Origin of the sequence: Streptomyces sp. LHD-70 (genome assembly GCF_031157275.1) — a bacterium.
Lineage (GTDB): Bacteria > Actinomycetota > Actinomycetes > Streptomycetales > Streptomycetaceae > Streptomyces.
The window spans coordinates 98,907-115,016 of the sequence record NZ_JAVIFW010000015.1 but is presented as its reverse complement, the minus strand read 5'-3'; the positions used below and the strand labels follow the sequence as shown (position 1 = coordinate 115,016).

Here is a 16,110-nt window from a genome sequence, read left to right as displayed (position 1 = left end):
TCGACCTGGGGAGCCACCGATGACGACCAGCGAACCCGCCACCGCCAGAGCCTCGTCGCCGTCCGATGGGACCGACCCGGCCCGGCCCACACGCATCCAGAAACGCGTCCTGGCCGGCGGCAGCGTCGGCCAGTTCATCGAGTTCTACGACTTCACCTTGTACGCCCTGTCAGCCGTGACGCTGGCGTCCCTGTTCTTCCCCGGCCAGAGCCAACTGGCCAGCCTGCTCTCCACGTTCGCGACGTTCGGCGTGGCCTTCCTCGTACGCCCGCTCGGCGGCCTCTTCTTCGGCGCGCTCGGCGACCGGATCGGCCGCCGCAAGGTCCTCTACATCACGCTGCTGTCCATCGGCACCGCGACCGCCCTGATCGGCCTGCTTCCCACCTACGCGACCATCGGTGCCGCCGCCCCCGCGCTGCTCGTGCTGTGCCGCCTGGTCCAGGGCTTCTCCGCGGGCGGCGAGTCGGTCGGCGCGCCGGCCTTCGTGTTCGAGCACGCCCCGCTCCACCGGCGCGGTTTCTGGCTCAACATCACCCTGGCGGCGACCGCGCTGCCCTCCGTGGTCGGCGGCACGCTGTTCCTGGTCCTGTCGCGGACGCTCGACCAGGGCGCCTTCCAGTCGTACGGCTGGCGCATCCCGTTCCTGCTCTCCTTGCCGCTCGCCTTCTTCGGCCTGTGGATCCGTAGCCGTACGGAGGAGAGCCCTGCGTTCCAGAAGGTCCTGGAGCAGGCGGAGCGCCAGGAGAGCAGCCCGGTGAAGGACGCGTTCCGGGAGAACAAGGCCCGCATGCTGCAGGTGGTCCTGGTGATGGGCCTGACCGCGATGGGCTTCTACTTCGTCAGCGGCTACTTCGTGTCGTACATCCAGACCGCGGGTGGTCTCAGCCGTGAGGAGTCGCTGCTCACCAACGCGGCCGCGATGCTGCTGTACGCCGTACTGCTGCCGGTGTGGGGCATCGTGGGCGACCGGGTCGGACGCCGGCCGATGCTGATCGCGGGATCGCTGGCCCTGGCCGTGGTCGCGGTGCCGTCCTTCGCGCTGGTGACGAGTGGTTCGCTCGGCCTCGCGCTCCTTGGACAGGCCCTGTTCGTGGTCTGCCTGACCATGTACGGCGGCGGCTGCTACACGTTCTTCGTCGAGATTTTCACGACCCGGACCCGGTTCACGTCGGCGGCCGTGAGCTACAACGTGGCCTACGCCCTCTTCGGCGGCACCGCCCCGTTCGTCGGCACCTACCTCACCGGACGGACCGGCGTCCCCGCCTCGCCCGGGTACTACATGGCGGCCGCTGCGGCGATCGTCCTCGTGCTGCTGCTCGCCACCAGGGTGCCCGAGACGCACCCCCACCGCGCTGTCGTCGCGGCCTGACCGACCGTCACCACCCGTTGGAGGACAGCGCCATGAGCGCAGAGACATTCCTGACCGACTTCCACCACGTGGCCGCGATCGGCGCGACCCCCGCCGGGGGTGTCGAACGGCAGGCGGCCACGCCCGAGGACAAGGAGATGCGGGACTGGTTCGCCGCGTTCGCCGCCGAGCGGGGCTGGCCCGTACGGGTCGACTCGATCGGCAACATGTTCGCCTTGGTCGAGTGGCATCCGGGCGCCGACTACGTGCTCGTCGGCTCGCACCTGGACAGCCAGCCGCGCGGCGGCCGGTTCGACGGTGCGTACGGCGTGATCGCGGCCCTGCACGCCGCGGACCGGCTGGCGCGGCGGGTCGCACAGGGCGAGGAGGCGCCGAAGTACAACCTCGCCGTCGTCGACTGGTTCAACGAGGAGGGCGGCCGGTTCGCCCCCTCGATCATGGGGAGTTCGGTGTTCGCCGGGCTCATGGACGAGCAGGCGATGCTGGCCGTCACAGACCTGGAAGGCGTCACCGTCGCCGAGGCGCTCGACGCCATCGGCTACCGCGGCTCCGACCCTCGCCCCACCCCGGTCGCGTACGCCGAGATCCACATCGAGCAGGGCCGCGTACTGGAGCGCGAGGGCATCGCGATCGGCGCCGTGGACCACAGCTGGTACACGCAGAAGCTGGACGTCGAGGTGCTCGGCGAGCAGTCCCACACCGGCGCGACCGCGATGGCCGACCGGCGCGACGCCCTGGTCGCCGCAGCCCGCGTGATCGGCCTGGTACACGACGTGACCGGCGAGTTCGAGCCGGAGTCGATCGTCTCGTCGGTCGGCTACCTCACCCTGGAGCCGAACTCCCCGATCGTCGTCCCCCGGAGGGTCCACCTGGTCGCCGACCTCCGGGCCTCCTCACCGGCGATCGTCGAAAAGGCTCGCGCGCTGCTCCTCGAGCGCATCGCGGATGTCGCCCGCGAGCACCAACTTGCCATCGAGGTACGGGACTTCGACGTACGGCCCGTGCAGAGCTTCCCCGAGCGCAGCTTGCAGATCACGGAGAAGGCCGCGGCCGGGCTCGGCATCGGTGTGCGGCGGGTCAACACCATGGCGGGCCACGACTCGGTGCCCATGAACCGGATCGTGCCTGCCCTGATGATGTTCATCCCCTCCATCGACGGGGTGAGCCACTGCGAGCGCGAGCTGACCAGCGACGCGCAGATGGCCGTCGGCGTGGACGCCCTGACCGAGGCCACTTGGGAACTCCTCGGCGGCGGGCTCGACGAGGTCACCGAGCAGCGCGCGGCGCAGGGAGGCACCCGATGAGCGACCTCGCCCACCTCGACGCGGTCACGGCGCTGCGCGCCTTCCGCAGCCTGGAGCTGTCGCCGGTCGAGCTGCTCGACGCCGTGACCGCCCAGGCGGAGCGCGTCAACGGCGACCGCGGGACCGGGATCAACGCGTTCACCGAGACCTTCGCCGACGAGGCCCGCACGCTCGCCGAGAAGGCGGCCACGGCATACCTGGACGCCGCTCGGGACGGATCGCCGACGGCCCCGCTCCTCGGCGTCCCGGTCGCCTCCAAGGAGAAGCACAACCTGGCCGGCCGCCGTATCGAGCAGGGTCTCGCGGCGCATGCCGGGCGGATCAGCGACGCCGACCACCCCGTCGTGGAGCGGGTCCGGCAGGCGGGCGGCGTCATCCACGCCCGCACCACCTCGCCCGAGTTCAGCTGCGCCACCGTGACGCACAGCCCGATGTGGGGCGTGACCCGGAACCCGTGGAACCTGTCGGCCACCCCGGGCGGTTCCTCCGGCGGCGCGGGTGCTGCGCTCGCTGCCGGGATGACGACCCTTGCGACGGCCTCCGACATCGCCGGGTCGACCCGGGTGCCCGCCGCCTTCACCGGCACGGTCGGCTACAAGGCTCCGTACGGCCGGATCCCCGGACTGCCGCCGCTCAGCGCGGACTGGTACCGCGGCGACGGCCCGATGGGCCGAACCGTTGCCGACACCGCCCTGCTCGCCGCCGTCATGTCCGGCCTGCACCCGGCGGATCACGCCTCCTGGGGGCTGCACGGCGTGCCGGTCGAGCTGCCCGAGGACCCGGTGGCGGCGGTGCGGGGCGTCCGGGTCGGCCTCTCGGTGCGGCTGGGCGACTTCCCGGTGGCGGCCGAGGTCGAGGCCGCCACACTCGACGTCGCCGCCCGCCTCGAACAGGCCGGCGCCACCGTCGTACCGGTCGACCTGCCCTGGACGTCGAGCCGGATCAGGCGCACGATCTTCGTCCACTTCGGCCAGATCCTGGGCCCGGCTATGGAGCGCGAGTGCGGAGACGCGGCGTCCCTCGCGCCGTACGCGCAACGCTTCATCACCGACGCCCGCCGGGCCGCCGAGGACGTCGGACTGGTCGAGTCGCTCGCCCTGGACGCGGCGCTGCAACGGGAGTTGGCCACCGCGATGGCGGACGTGGACGTGCTGCTCTGCCCGACCAACGCCGTGACGGCGCTCGACGCGGACGGCGACTACCTCGACGGCCTGAACGTCGGCGACCGCCACCTCGACCACTACTGGGAGGGGCACCTGACCAGCCCGTTCAACGTCGCCAACCGCTGCCCGGTGCTCGCCGTCCCCAGCGGCGTCGCCGGCAATGGCGTCCCGACCGGGGTCCAGATCGTGGGCCACCCGCTGGACGAGACAGCCGTCTTCCGCGTAGGCGCCGCCGTCGAGGCACTCGTGCCCAAGACTGCGTGGCCTTTGCTGCCGACGATTGCTCCGGCAGCATGTCTGTGAGGCCTCAACGTCTTCGCCACTGAGCAGGGCGAGGATGCACCTCCATCGTCAGGGCGCTCCGGTCACGCAGTACCCAGATGTTCGTACGGAGCTTCGGCCAGATGCATCGGGGCCGACGACATCGACAAAGCCCTTGACGCAGCCGCAAAGCACGGATGCCGTCCGCTTCGCGGTGTGGCGACCTATGAGGATGTCTACAAGCTCACGTACGTCCGCGGTCCCAGCGGCATCCTTGTGATGCTCGCCGAGGAGCTGAAGAAGAAGTGACGGCCGATCGGGTCCGTTAGCCAAAGTGCACACGGCCAACTGACCCACGGCACCGCCACGGATCCGAGTGCGCAGGAACATCCCTCGGATGACGGGCAGTTCGTCGGAGGTGTGGTTGAACGGTCGGCAGGCAGCCGCCATCGACGGGGCGCTACCGACCGAGCACCGGCGTCCCCCTACGGCCCTTCTCCGTGCAGCAGTTCCACTTCGCTGTCCTCCGGCAGGGTTGCCCGGTAGCCCGTGTACATGTGCTTCGTGGCCAGGCGGACGAGGAGGTCCTCGTCGCCTGTGCGGGCTGCCTCGAACATCGCCCGATGTTCGGTGACCATGAGCGGGACGTTGCCCGCATCGTCGACGTACGAGCGCGTGATCCGGCGGTTGAACGGGTGGTCCCAGAGGGTGTCGATCATGCGAAGCAGAAGCGTGTTCCCGCATGGCTCGATGAGGGCCATGTGGAAGCTTCGGTTGAGTTCGAACTGGGCGACCGCATCGAGCGGGTCGGACGCCGCCATGTCCTCGATCAGGGCGACGAGCCGCGAGAGTTGGGCGCGCTCGTGTTTGCCGCAGGCCAGCCGAAGGGCCAGGGTCTCCAGGGACTGGCGTACCTGGTAGACCTCGGCGATGTCGTCCGGTTTCAGGGCATTGACGATGTATCCGCTGCCCGGCATCCACGTGACCAGGTCCTCGTGGGCGAGGCGGTTCAGCGCGTCGCGGAGCGGGGTGCGTGAGACGCCGAGACGCTCGGCCAACTGCTCCTGGACCAGCGGCGCGTCGGCCTCCATCGCGCCCGAGACGATCTCGTCGCGGAGGCGTTCGTAGACGCGTACCCCCAGGGGTCGCGCGTCCCTTGGGTCGCTCCGCAATGGCTTCACGTTCCGTCTCCGTCCCTGCTGTCCATCCGGGGGAAGAAAACCATCCCCACAGACCCATTGTCTCTCGTGGATGCACTGTATACAGTGCATCCACTGCATCCAAGGAGGCTTCGATCGTGTTTGTCCTGAACACTTGGTACGTCGCCGCATGGTCCACCGAGGTGACCGGCAAGCCTGTACGCCGCATCATCTGCGAGCAGCCCCTCGTCCTCTACCGCACCACCGACGGCACCGCCGTAGCGCTGGCCGACCGCTGCGCCCACCGCGCCTATCCGCTCTCCGCCGGCCGCACGGTCGGGGACTCCATCGAGTGCGGTTACCACGGCTTCGCGTACGGGCCCGACGGCGTCTGCACGCGCGTGCCCGCCCAGTCGGCTGTCCCCAGCCGCGCCCGCGTGCGCAGCTACCCGGTCGTCGAGAAGGACGGATGGATCTGGGTCTGGACCGGCGACGCCGACCTCGCCGACCGGAACCTCGTACCGGACACCCACTGGATGAGCGACCCCCGTTGGGCCACCGTCATCCACACCATGCTCTTCGAGTGCCGGCACGACCTCATCCACGACAATCTGCTCGATCTCACCCACGAGTCGTTCCTGCACAAGTCGACCGTCGGCGACGACTACATCTACGAACACGGCATCACCGTCGAGGTCGACGGCCGGGTCGTCACCGTGGACCGGCTCATGCCCGGCGTCGAGGCGCCGCCTCTGTACGCGCGCACCATGAGTACCGAGGGGCTCTACGACCGGTTCCATGCCACCGAGTTCCACGTCCCGAGCTACCACGTACTGCACTCCGGCATCACCGCTCGGGGGCGCCCACGTGAGGAGGGCCATCTCATCAAGGTCCTCAACGGGATCACCCCGATCGACGAGAGGACCACCTGGTACTACTACGCGTTCAGCCGGAACTTCGCCGTCGACGCCGACTGGGTCACCAGGGAGCTGGAGACGGGGCTCGAGACCGTGCTGCGCGAGGACGCCGACGCGCTGCGCGGGCAGGAGGCCGGTATGCGGGAGCGGGCGGCGGGCGAGCACGACGTGCTCATCGGCCAGGACGCCGGGGTCGCCAAAGCCCGCCGTATCCTTGCCCGGTTGCTTGCCGAGGAGCAGGCCGACGCCACGCGGACGGACCGGGCCTTCAAGGCCCCGCGGGCCGTGGCCGACCCGGTGGGGGGCTGATCGCGGTGACGGCCGACAGCGCCGGCGGCAGACCGAGCACCCCGGTGGCAGAAGGACGTGGACGCCGTGCCGCACTACAGGGCATCGACCTCGGCGCCCAGGGCCGTCAGATCGGCGCCCTCCACCTCACGCACTCCGACAACCGTCACGATGCCGGAGTCATCCCCGTGCCGGTCGCCGTGCTCTCCGGCGGGCCCGGCCCCACGGCACTGCTCGTCGCGGGCACGCACGGCGACGAGTACGAGGGCCAGGTGGTCCTCCACCGACTGCTGCGGGAGGTGGATCCCGCGCAGGTGAACGGCCGGATCATCGTCCTGCCCGCCCTGAACCTTCCGGCCGTACGAGCGGCCGGCCGTGTCTCGCCGCTCGACGGTCAGAATCTCAACCGCGTCTACCCGGGCAACGCGCGCGGCGGCCCCACCGCCCAGATCGCCCACGCCGTCGTCACCGAACTCCTCCCCCACGCCGACCTGGCACTCGACCTCCACTCGGGCGGGTCCACCACGCACTACGTGCCGTCGGCGTTCGTCTACTCGGGGCCCAACTCCCGGGCGTGGGACGCCAAGCGGCGGATGACCGAGGCGATGGGGCTCGCCTGGTCGGCCGTCGTCCCTGCGCGATTCGAGCCCGGTTCCTTCTCGACCGCGGCCGACGACGCCGGGGTCCCGATGATCTCCACCGAGCTGGACGGCGGCGGCGAGGTGACCCCACCGGTCGTCGGCGACGCCGTCCACGGGCTGCGCCGCGTGCTGGCCGCCGCCGGCATTCTCGACGCGCCTGCCGGCACACCGGCCGCCGCGCCCACTCGTTGGATCGATCTGCTCGTGGACGGCGCCGTCCACACCCCGCTGCGCGGCCTGTTCGAGCCCGTCGCTCGCCTCGGCGACGAGGTCAAGGCGGGCGAACTGATCGGCCGTGTCCACCCCGTCGAGGAACTCGACCGCTCCCCCGCGCCCGTCCTCGCACACCGTGACGGCATCGTCGCCATCGCCCGCAGGCCACCCCTCGTGGACCTCGGCGACACCCTGTACCACCTCGCGGCCGACACCACGCCCGGCACGTCCGGCGCCACCGGCCGCTGACTCGACCCGGCCCCGCCCAAGGCGGGCCGACCTCGCCCAGGCCGGCCCTGCCACGGCCGCACCCCACCCTCAGCCGCTCCGAAGCACGCCCTCTCACTGCACCGGAAAGGCACATCCATGCGCCAATCGATCCGGCTCCCCGCTCTGACCGTCGGGCTGACGCTCGTCGCCCTCCTGACCACCGCCGGCTGTACCGACGCATCGGCGGAAGGGGACGGCGCCGCCCCGAAAGCCAAGAACCCGGCGGCCACCGTGCCCGAGGTCGAAGTCGACGAGGCGGCCGCCGCCCTGCTCCCCGCGGAGGTGAAGACCAAGGGCACGCTCGTGGTGGCGAGCGATGCCTCCTACCGCCCCTTCGAGTATTTCGACACCGACAACAAGACGATCACCGGCTTCGACATCGACCTCACCGACGTCCTGGGAGCCAAGCTCGGCCTGAAGGTCCGACACGTCAACGCCGGCTTCGACAGCATCCTCCCGGGCCTCGCCGCCAAGAAGTACGACATCGGGGCCTCCGCGTTCTCGGTCACCCCGGAGCGTGCCAAGACCGTCGACTTCGTGACGTATCTGCGGGGCGGCACCGGAATCGCGGTCAAGACCGGCAACCCGCTCGGGCTGAAGATGGCGCCGAAGTCCCTGTGCGGACACGCCGTTTCCGCGCAGAAGGGGTCGGTGCAGGGGCTCAGCCAGCTCCCCGAGATCTCCAAGTCCTGCGCGGAGGCGGGCAGGAAGCCAGTCGCGATCGAGCTGTTCCCGTCCCAGGACGGCGCGAACCTCGCGGTCGTCAGCGGCCGCGTCGACGCCGTCATGGCCGACACGATCTCCCTCGCCATGCAGGCAGAGGCGTCGGGCGGCAAGTTCGAACTCGTCGACGGGCCGCTTTACGCACCCGACCGCTACGGCCTCGCCGTCCCCAAGAACTCACCCCTCAAGCCGGCTCTGGAGGCCGCGGTCAAGGCGATCCTGTCCGACGGCACGATGGACGCGCTCATGAAGAAGTGGCAGATCTCGGGGGCCTCACGCATCAAGGGCGGGAGCTGACATGACCGGCTTCACCGCTCGTCCGGAGCGCAGATCCGCACACGACGCCGAGCCGTCGGCGCCGCAACTCCTCGCCGACGGCACAGCCGGTCGGCCCGGACGGTCCGAGGGCGTGCCGGCCGACGGCCTCACCGTCGTGTCCAAGCGGCACCCCGGTCGCTGGGTGACCGCGATCGTCCTCCTCCTCATCGCCGCGGCGACCTTGCGCTCCGTGTTTACCAATCCCCGGTTCGGCTGGGACGTCGTGAACACCTACCTGCGCGATGTGTCGATCGGCAAAGGCCTGCTCGTCACCCTCGAACTCACCGCGATCTGCATGGCCATCGGCATCGTCCTCGGTGTCGTGCTCGCGGTGATGCGGCTCTCCGCCAACCCGGTCGTGCGGTCGGCGGCCTTCCTGTACGTCTCCTTCTTCCGCGGCACACCCGTGCTCGTCCAACTGCTGTTCTGGTACAACTTGGCAGCGCTGTACCCGCAGTTGACGTTCGGGATCCCGGGTGTCTCGCTTGACGCCAACCAACTCATCACGCCGATGCTGGCGGCTCTCCTCGGACTCGGGCTCAACGAGGCCGCGTACATGTCGGAGATCGTGCGGGCCGGCGTCCAGTCCGTCGACCACGGTCAGGGCGAGGCGGCCGGGGCGCTCGGGCTGACGAAGGTGCAGACCATGTGGCGGGTGATCCTGCCGCAGGCCATGCGCGTCATCATCCCGCCGACGGGCAACGAGACCATCGGCATGCTCAAGACCACAGCCCTGGTGAGCGTGCTCGCCGTGCCGGATCTCCTCTACTCCGCGCAGATCCTGTACGCACGCAACTTCCAGACGATCCCGCTCCTCATTGTCGCGAGCGTCTGGTACCTCGCCGTCACCACCGTCCTCACGATCGGCCAGTTCTACGTCGAGCGGCGGTTCTCCCGCGGCAACCGCACCCTCGCGCCCACCCCGCTCCAGCAGTTCCGCCAACTCCTGCGTACACACACGTCGTTGGCCACCGGGAGGACCCCAGGATGAACAGACCCGACACGGTCCGGCGGGGAGCCGCAGCGGACCTCACTGCGGAACAGGAACCCCCGATGGTGCGCGCCGAAAAGGTCCGCAAACGCTTCGGGCCGCTCGAAGTCCTCAAGGGTGTGGATCTGGAGGTCCGGCGCGGCGAGGTGGTGTGTCTCATCGGTCCCTCGGGCTCGGGCAAGAGCACCTTTCTGCGCTGCATCAACCATCTGGAGACCGTCGACGGCGGCCGCATCTGGGTCGGCGGACAGGTCGTGGGCTACCAGCGGCGCGGCAGCAAACTGCACGAACTCGGCGACCGGGAGATCTGCAGGCAGCGCACCGAGATCGGCATGGTCTTCCAGCACTTCAACCTCTTCCCTCACATGACGGTCCTCCAGAACCTCATCGAGGCACCGCTGCGGGCACTCAAGGAGCCCAGGGCCGAGGCCACCGGGCGGGCCCTCGCCCTGCTCGAACAGGTGGGGCTCGCCGACAAGGCCGACGCCTACCCCCGCCATCTGTCCGGCGGCCAGCAGCAGCGCGTCGCGATCGCCCGCGCCCTGTGCATGCGCCCCAAGCTGATGCTCTTCGACGAACCGACGTCGGCACTCGACCCCGAACTCGTCGGTGACGTCCTCACCGTGATGCGCGACCTCGCCGAATCCGGCATGACCATGATCGTCGTCACCCATGAGATGGGCTTCGCCCGTGACGTCGCCGACCGGGTCGTCTTCTTCGACGCGGGACAGGCGGTCGAGGTGGGACCGGCGAAACAGGTCATCACGGAGCCCCAGCACCCACGGACGAAGGCCTTCCTGGCGGCCGTGCGATGACAACCCTCGCCGGCCAAGGACGACCCCTCACCAGACGGAAGGAGGTACGACGATGAGGCTCGTGCTGCGCGCCAACGCTCATCGGCGGGTGGCCGTCGGCTGCCGGGAGGTCGCCGCGTCCCCGGACACCCCGCGACGTGAACGGTGGCAGTGGCAGATACAGCTGCTGACCGACGCCGAGGAGCGTCCTGAACCACCGCCCGCGGTGCGCCGGATCGCCGAGGCACTGCCGGGCGGCGCGACCCTGGAGGTCTCCGCCGACACCGGGTCCGTCGTCCCTGCCGTGGAGTTCGTCGACCCGAGTGGTGCGCCGACGGTGCACCGCGGAGAGAACGAACTGGTGGTCCTGATCGCCTCGGGCGGCCACGTCCTGGTCGAGGACCGGCACCTGCTGGCCGACTCCGACGCGATGGTGCTCGAGGGCGACGATCCCATGCGGGTGAACCTGCGCCGGCCGGACGGCGCGGACTCACAGGTCGCGGTCGTCCGGCTTGGCGCGGCCGGACACGGCGTCTTGGGCTGGGTGCCGTGATGCGGGCGCCGGGCGACGAACAGTCGTTGCGCCTGCGCGTGACCGCACTGGTGTGGGAAGCCGAGGGCGTGCTCTCCGTCCACCTGTCCCGGGCCGACGGCGCGCACCTGCCGCCCTGGACACCGGGAGCGCATCTGGACCTGCACCTGCCGAACGGCCTTACCCGCCAGTACTCGCTCAGCGGTTCCCCCGCCGACCGGTCCATCTGGCGCCTCTCGGTCCTGCGGGAACCTGTGTCGCGCGGCGGCTCGCGCGAGGTGCACGAAGTCCTGCGCCCCGGTGACCACGTCGATGTCACCGGCCCACGCAACAACTTCGCACTCCCCGAAGACACCGCCCTCCGGTACCGGTTCATCGCCGGAGGCATCGGGATCACCCCGCTTCTCCCGATGATCGAGAGCGTCGCCTCCTCCGGTGCCGACTGGTCCCTGCTGTACGGCGGCCGGTCCCGGTCGAGCATGGCCTTCCTGGCGGACCTCTCCCGGCACGGCGAGCGCGTCCTGGTTCGGCCGCAGGACGAGTACGGGCTTCTCGACCTGGATGCCTACCTGGGGCCGCCTGCGTCGGGCACGTCGGTGTTCTGCTGCGGCCCTGAACCGCTGCTGGCCGCCGTGGAGCAGGTGTGTGGGACCTGGCCGCCCGGCACGCTCCACGCGGAGCGCTTCACGGCGAAGGTGCACGACGTGGACGCAACGGACGATGAAGCGTTCGAAGTGGTCCTGCGCCGGACCGGTCGCAGCGTCACCGTGCCGGCCGGCCGATCGATCCTGGACGCGCTGGAGGACCACGGGATCGACGTGCCGAACTCCTGCCGGGAGGGCATCTGCGGCACCTGCGAGACGAAGGTGGTCGCCGGGGTTCCCGACCACCGGGACAGCCTTCTGTCACCGGAAGAACGCGCCGCGAACGACACGATGATGATCTGCGTCGGCCGGGCCCGCGGACCGCGCCTCGCCCTGGACCTCTGACCCCTGCCTCCGGGCTCGGCCCGGGAGCGTCGACGTATCGAAGACACCGAGACCGGATCGCAGTGTGACTCCGCCACTGGCCGAACGCATCGAACACGGAGAGGAACCTCATCGACATGACCCTGCCCAGGCCCTCACGCGCATACGACGTGCTCGTCATCGGCGGCGGCGCCGCCGGGTCGGCCACCGCCTGGCAGCTCGCCTCACTCGGCCACCGCGTCTGCCTTCTGGAACGCTTCGAACCCGGCCACCGGCGCGGGAGTTCGCACGGCCGGTCGCGTCTGCTGCGGCTCGCCTACCCCGACCCGCTGTACGTGGGGATGGCGGTGGAAGCGCTGCGCATGTGGGATCAGCTCGAATCGGAGACGGGCGCTGACCTGATCACCACGGTCGGCGCGGTCGACGGAGGCCGCACCGACCGGCTCGATCGCGCGGCCGCCGCGCTCACCGCCGAGGGAGCCGCGTTCGAGCGGCTCACGGAGGCGGAGGCCGCCGGGCGCTGGCCGCAGCTTCGTCTTCCGGGTGATGTGCTGTTCCACCCGGGCGCGTCGCGCGTCGACCCCGACGCGACGCTGCCGGCCCTACAGCGTCAGGCGGAGCGGTTCGGCTGCGACATCAGGCACTCCACCCCCGTGACGGCACTGGAGGTCGACGCGGACCGGGCGCGCGCCCACACCCCGTCCGGCACGTTCACCGCGCCGGTCGCCGTCGTCACGGTGGGCCCATGGACGAGCCGGCTCCTCGACCACGTGGTGAAGCTCCCCGAGCTGACGGTCACTCAGGAGCAGGTCTTCCATCTACCGCCCCGCGCCCCCTCGGACATATGGCCCGCCTTCAGCTTCCAGGGTGAGGACGGCGGCATCGTGTACGGCATGCCGACCGCTGACGAAGGCGTGAAGGTGGCTGAACACCTCGGCGGGCGCGAGGTGACCCCGGACGGTCGTGACGGTGTCGTCGACGCGGACGCGCGTCGCCGAGTCCTGGGGTTCGCAGCCGAGCACCTTCCGGGCGTCGAGCCGACGGTCAGCAGCGAGACGACCTGCCTCTACACCAACACCGCCGACGAGGACTTCCTACTCGACCGGATCGGCCCCCTGGTGATCGGCACGGCCTGCTCGGGGCACGGCTTCAAGTTCACGCCGCTCCTCGGCCGCATGCTGGCCGACCTCGCGGTGGGCGAGTCAGGCCCCAACCCCCGGTTCAGGCTCGGCACCACAGCGGTGTGAGCCTGATTCGCTCGGCGTCCCACCTGGTCGTGGGCGGACGGCAGGCCGAGTCCGCCTCGCTGAGGTCCCGCTGGGACGACCTTTCCAACCTGGTCTGAGGGGTGGGGAGTTGGGCCGGCGGTCGGCATTCGGGCGGGCAGCAGCGCCTGGCGGGTCTGTTGGGCAGCGCCCATGACCGCACCCGACCCGCCGGACGAGGACTGCCCAGTTCCGTACGCACCACCGCCAACCATGCACGAGCTCGCTAGGCGATGACGATGTCGATGCCAGCTTCCCGCAGCCGGTCGAGTTCCTTTTCGTCAGCACCGGCGTCGGTGACCAGAACGTTGACGGCACTGATGGGCGCAATCTGCGTGAATCCACGTTTGCCGATCTTGCTGGAGTCGGCGACGACGATGGTGCGGGCGGCTTGACGGGCGATGGTGGCACCGATCTCTGCGACGAGTTGGTGAGGAGTGGTGAGTCCACCGTCGGCGCTCAGACCGTCGCATCCGATGACCGCCACGGAGGTGTTCATGCCTTCGACCGCTTGGACGGCCTGAGGGCCGACGAATGTCATGTACGAGGGGAGATAGGTTCCCCCGACAGCCACGAGGTGTGGATCTTGCCAGGTGCTGACCTCTTCGATGACGGGCAGCGAGTTCGTGGCGATGGTGAGGGTGGAGTGCAGGTCCTTGGGGAGGCTCGCGGCGACGCGTGCCACGGTGGTTCCGGAGTAGAAGAACAGCGAGGAACCCGGGTCGATCAGCTCCACCGCGCGGGCAGCGATGAGGCGCTTGGCGTGCGCGTTGCGGCTGGCCGCCTGGGAGTACTGGGGGGAGCCGGCGGTAGCCGGCGGTTTGGAGGCGCCGCCGCGGACCCGGGTGATGAGGCCCTCGTTCACCATGGCGGTGAGGTCGCGCCTGACCGACATTTCGGTGAGGCCGAACTCCTCGGACAGGTCCTTCACGCTGACGAAGTCCTCGGTGTCGAGAATCTCCAGGATCCGCCCTCGGCGCGAGGGGGCGTCCCAGCGCGTGCCGTCTGATTGCGGTGCGGACACCTCTAACCCTCGCTCTTCTCGGGAAGCGTGGCTTCGGCGATGATCCTGCCGGAAGCGGTTCCGGCAGGTGTGGAGGCTCTGCGTGGGCCTGCCGAGGGGTTGGCGGGACATGCGTGGGCTGGCCCGACGTGCCATGGGTCGATCACTGACTCGGCCTCCTGTGTGGGGTGGTTCCCTTAGAGCGGCGGGCACGCGCCCGCGCACCAGCAATGTTCGCACGTTCACCATTCCATGGTCGAACGAACATTGCCGGTGCGAGGTGTTTGGTCGGCCTGTCAAGAATCCTTCGTGGAGAGCATGATCCGCATCCGCTCGTATTTTTCGGCAGAGTGGCGGCGTAGCCAGAAGGCGTACCCGGTTCCTGCGGCGGCGCTGAGGGCGAGGAGCCCCACCAGGAGTGCGGTCAGACCGGTAGAGGCGCCCAGCAGCAGGTCGAGGCTGGAGAGGGCCACGATGAACATGCCCATCATTCCGGCGACGGCGATCGCCGGTGCGATGCGAGTGTGCCATGTGCGCTGGTCCACCTTGGTACGGCGGAAGAACACGAGGATCGCAAGGGCGGCAACGACCTGGGCGCCGATGATGCCGACGGTCCCGATGCCTGCCAGCCAGGTGAAGAGCGTCGTGTAGGGATCCAGGCCCAGCACGGCGAACAGACCGACTACGACGGCGGCGCTTGCGGTCTGGGCGATCGCTGCGATGTAGGGCGTCCTGCGACCCGGAAGCGTATGTCCGAGGCGCTCCCACACCAGCCCTTGTCGGCCCAGCGCATAGAGGTATCGGGAGAGGTTGTTGTGGAAGGTGACGATCGCCGCGAAGATTGACGTGATGATCAACACCTGGAACACGTCCGAGGCCCAGGAGCCCATGGCACGGTCGCTGACGAAGAACACCAGGCTGCCGGATTCCCTCTGGGCGATGCTCTGGGCCTTGTCGGTGCCAGTGCCGGCGATGATGAGGTAGGACGTGACGGCGTAGACGACAGCCATGAAGACGACAGAGAAGTACGTGGCCCGCGGGATGGTGCGGGACGGCTTCTTGGCCTCCTCGCTGTAGATGGCACTGCCTTCGAAGCCGATGAAGGTCGTTTGGGCGAACATGATGGAGATGCCCACGCCTGCGGCGGCGATCGCCGGAAGGGTGAACGGTTCGGCACTGAAGTCGGTTGGTGTCGAGGAGTTGGGGTGGAAGATCACTCCAAGCCCGAGGGTGAGGAGCATGGCGCATTCGAGGCAGATCAGGACGCCGAGCACTCTGCCACCCGCGTGCACGCCGCGCAGCCCGATGAGGAGACAGCAGAGCATCGCGAACGCCGCGCAGGTCCACCAGGGGACGGACGCGCCGGTGGCTCGGTTGAGCAGCGACGACAGGTAGTAGCCGAATCCGCCGTACAGCGAGAACTGGATACAGCTGTACGCGAAGACCGTGACGGATGCCGTTCCAAGGCCGGGTGTGCGGCCCAGCCCCATGGTGACGTACGCGTACAGGGCACCGGCATTGGTGACGTGCCGACTCATCGCCAGGTAGCCGACGGCGAACACCAGGAGCAGGCAGGCCGCGATCAGAAAGCTGGCGGGCGTGCCGACGCCGTTCCCTGTGCCGATCATGATCGGCACGATCGCGACCACGCCGGTCAGCGGTGAAGCCGCGGCAATGATGTAGAAGACGATCGCGGGCGCCCCGAGGGCGTTCTTCTCCAGGCCGTGGTCCTGGCGCGTCGCCCGGCGTTCCTGCGGGTGAGGAGGGCCGGGAGTCGTGCGCCTTGTGGCGGGTGAGTTCTCGTCGGAAAGAGGCTGCGTCATCACGCGTGCCCTTCTCTTCGGGGATCGGGCACTGGCGTCGCGCTGCGGATACGCGCCTCGATCCTCTTCCGCGCTGCATCGGATCAGTGACGCGTGCGGGCATCCCCGGCCCAGAGGTGCGTGTTGCG

14 protein-coding genes and 1 pseudogene are annotated in these 16,110 nt (G+C 69.6%); 12 read left to right on the top strand and 3 right to left on the bottom strand.

Translation table 11 applies throughout. The features are described from left to right. Positions 1 to 19: 19 nt before the first annotated feature. From RCO28_RS27155 to RCO28_RS27140, 4 genes and pseudogenes are all read left to right on the top strand, one after another. Positions 20 to 1,369 carry an MFS transporter gene (locus tag RCO28_RS27155; protein ID WP_308943899.1) on the top strand — a complete coding sequence of 450 codons (1,350 nt, stop codon included), beginning with the start codon at positions 20 to 22 and terminating at the stop codon, positions 1,367 to 1,369. A 32-nt stretch (positions 1,370 to 1,401) separates the two neighbouring features. Further along, positions 1,402 to 2,673, top strand: coding sequence for a M20 family metallo-hydrolase (locus tag RCO28_RS27150; RefSeq protein WP_308943898.1), 1,272 nt, complete (start codon positions 1,402 to 1,404; stop codon positions 2,671 to 2,673). Beyond that, positions 2,670 to 4,139, top strand: a complete 1,470-nt coding sequence (locus tag RCO28_RS27145; RefSeq protein ID WP_308943897.1) for an amidase — start codon at positions 2,670 to 2,672, stop codon at positions 4,137 to 4,139. Before RCO28_RS27150 ends, RCO28_RS27145 begins: the two co-directional genes overlap by 4 nt. A gap of 54 nt (positions 4,140 to 4,193) precedes the next feature. Continuing rightward, a pseudogene (locus RCO28_RS27140) lies at positions 4,194 to 4,406 on the top strand (VOC family protein); the annotation flags it as partial. Between the two features lie 176 nt (positions 4,407 to 4,582). Here RCO28_RS27140 and RCO28_RS27135 read toward each other — a convergent pair. Then, positions 4,583 to 5,278, bottom strand: coding sequence for a GntR family transcriptional regulator (locus RCO28_RS27135; protein ID WP_308943896.1), 696 nt, complete (start codon positions 5,276 to 5,278; stop codon positions 4,583 to 4,585). A gap of 116 nt (positions 5,279 to 5,394) precedes the next feature. Between RCO28_RS27135 and RCO28_RS27130 the strand changes: the two genes are divergently transcribed. The 8 genes from RCO28_RS27130 to RCO28_RS27095 all read left to right on the top strand — a co-directional run bounded on the left by RCO28_RS27130 (position 5,395) and on the right by RCO28_RS27095 (position 13,138). Continuing rightward, entirely contained in the window at positions 5,395 to 6,462 is a 1,068-nt protein-coding gene (locus RCO28_RS27130; protein WP_308943895.1) for an aromatic ring-hydroxylating dioxygenase subunit alpha, read from the top strand. A 44-nt stretch (positions 6,463 to 6,506) separates the two neighbouring features. Further along, positions 6,507 to 7,544: a succinylglutamate desuccinylase/aspartoacylase family protein gene (locus RCO28_RS27125; RefSeq protein ID WP_308943894.1), complete on the top strand. Its 1,038-nt coding sequence runs from the start codon at positions 6,507 to 6,509 to the stop codon at positions 7,542 to 7,544. Between the two features lie 117 nt (positions 7,545 to 7,661). Next, the gene (locus RCO28_RS27120; RefSeq protein WP_308943893.1) at positions 7,662 to 8,585 is read left to right on the top strand and encodes an ABC transporter substrate-binding protein; all 924 of its coding nucleotides are present in this window, start codon (positions 7,662 to 7,664) and stop codon (positions 8,583 to 8,585) included. 1 nt (position 8,586) lies between these two features. Next, positions 8,587 to 9,597, top strand: a complete 1,011-nt coding sequence (locus RCO28_RS27115; protein ID WP_308943892.1) for an amino acid ABC transporter permease — start codon at positions 8,587 to 8,589, stop codon at positions 9,595 to 9,597. Positions 9,598 to 9,659: 62 nt separating this feature from the next. Continuing rightward, entirely contained in the window at positions 9,660 to 10,412 is a 753-nt protein-coding gene (locus RCO28_RS27110) for an amino acid ABC transporter ATP-binding protein (protein ID WP_308943891.1), read from the top strand. 52 nt (positions 10,413 to 10,464) lie between these two features. Continuing rightward, entirely contained in the window at positions 10,465 to 10,944 is a 480-nt protein-coding gene (locus RCO28_RS27105) for a hypothetical protein (RefSeq protein WP_308943890.1), read from the top strand. After that, the gene (locus tag RCO28_RS27100; protein WP_308943889.1) at positions 10,944 to 11,912 is read left to right on the top strand and encodes a PDR/VanB family oxidoreductase; all 969 of its coding nucleotides are present in this window, start codon (positions 10,944 to 10,946) and stop codon (positions 11,910 to 11,912) included. The genes RCO28_RS27105 and RCO28_RS27100 overlap by 1 nt, the downstream gene beginning before the upstream one ends. Positions 11,913 to 12,028: 116 nt before the next feature. Continuing rightward, positions 12,029 to 13,138 (top strand): FAD-dependent oxidoreductase, encoded by a 1,110-nt coding sequence (locus tag RCO28_RS27095; protein WP_308943888.1) that lies wholly within the window; start codon positions 12,029 to 12,031, stop codon positions 13,136 to 13,138. A 244-nt stretch (positions 13,139 to 13,382) separates the two neighbouring features. Here RCO28_RS27095 and RCO28_RS27090 read toward each other — a convergent pair whose 3' ends face one another. Both RCO28_RS27090 and RCO28_RS27085 read right to left on the bottom strand, forming a co-directional pair. Further along, on the bottom strand, positions 13,383 to 14,291 hold the full coding sequence (locus RCO28_RS27090) for a DeoR/GlpR family DNA-binding transcription regulator (RefSeq protein WP_308943887.1): 909 nt from the start codon (positions 14,289 to 14,291) through the stop codon (positions 13,383 to 13,385). A 164-nt stretch (positions 14,292 to 14,455) separates the two neighbouring features. Beyond that, positions 14,456 to 15,982, bottom strand: coding sequence for an APC family permease (locus RCO28_RS27085; protein WP_308943886.1), 1,527 nt, complete (start codon positions 15,980 to 15,982; stop codon positions 14,456 to 14,458). Positions 15,983 to 16,110: the final 128 nt, after the last annotated feature.

Bases quoted from the DNA above. Each gene is read 5' to 3' on its own strand.
- RCO28_RS27110 (WP_308943891.1), top strand. From the start codon at position 9,660: ATGGTGCGCGCCGAAAAGGTCCGCAAACGCTTCGGGCCGCTCGAAGTC.
- RCO28_RS27095 (WP_308943888.1), top strand. From the start codon at position 12,029: ATGACCCTGCCCAGGCCCTCACGCGCATACGACGTGCTCGTCATCGGC.
- RCO28_RS27090 (WP_308943887.1), bottom strand. From the start codon at position 14,291: ATGTCCCGCCAACCCCTCGGCAGGCCCACGCAGAGCCTCCACACCTGC.
- RCO28_RS27085 (WP_308943886.1), bottom strand. From the start codon at position 15,982: ATGACGCAGCCTCTTTCCGACGAGAACTCACCCGCCACAAGGCGCACG.
- RCO28_RS27145 (WP_308943897.1), top strand. From the start codon at position 2,670: ATGAGCGACCTCGCCCACCTCGACGCGGTCACGGCGCTGCGCGCCTTC.
- RCO28_RS27120 (WP_308943893.1), top strand. From the start codon at position 7,662: ATGCGCCAATCGATCCGGCTCCCCGCTCTGACCGTCGGGCTGACGCTC.
- RCO28_RS27115 (WP_308943892.1), top strand. From the start codon at position 8,587: ATGACCGGCTTCACCGCTCGTCCGGAGCGCAGATCCGCACACGACGCC.
- RCO28_RS27100 (WP_308943889.1), top strand. From the start codon at position 10,944: ATGCGGGCGCCGGGCGACGAACAGTCGTTGCGCCTGCGCGTGACCGCA.
- RCO28_RS27105 (WP_308943890.1), top strand. From the start codon at position 10,465: ATGAGGCTCGTGCTGCGCGCCAACGCTCATCGGCGGGTGGCCGTCGGC.
- RCO28_RS27150 (WP_308943898.1), top strand. From the start codon at position 1,402: ATGAGCGCAGAGACATTCCTGACCGACTTCCACCACGTGGCCGCGATC.
- RCO28_RS27155 (WP_308943899.1), top strand. From the start codon at position 20: ATGACGACCAGCGAACCCGCCACCGCCAGAGCCTCGTCGCCGTCCGAT.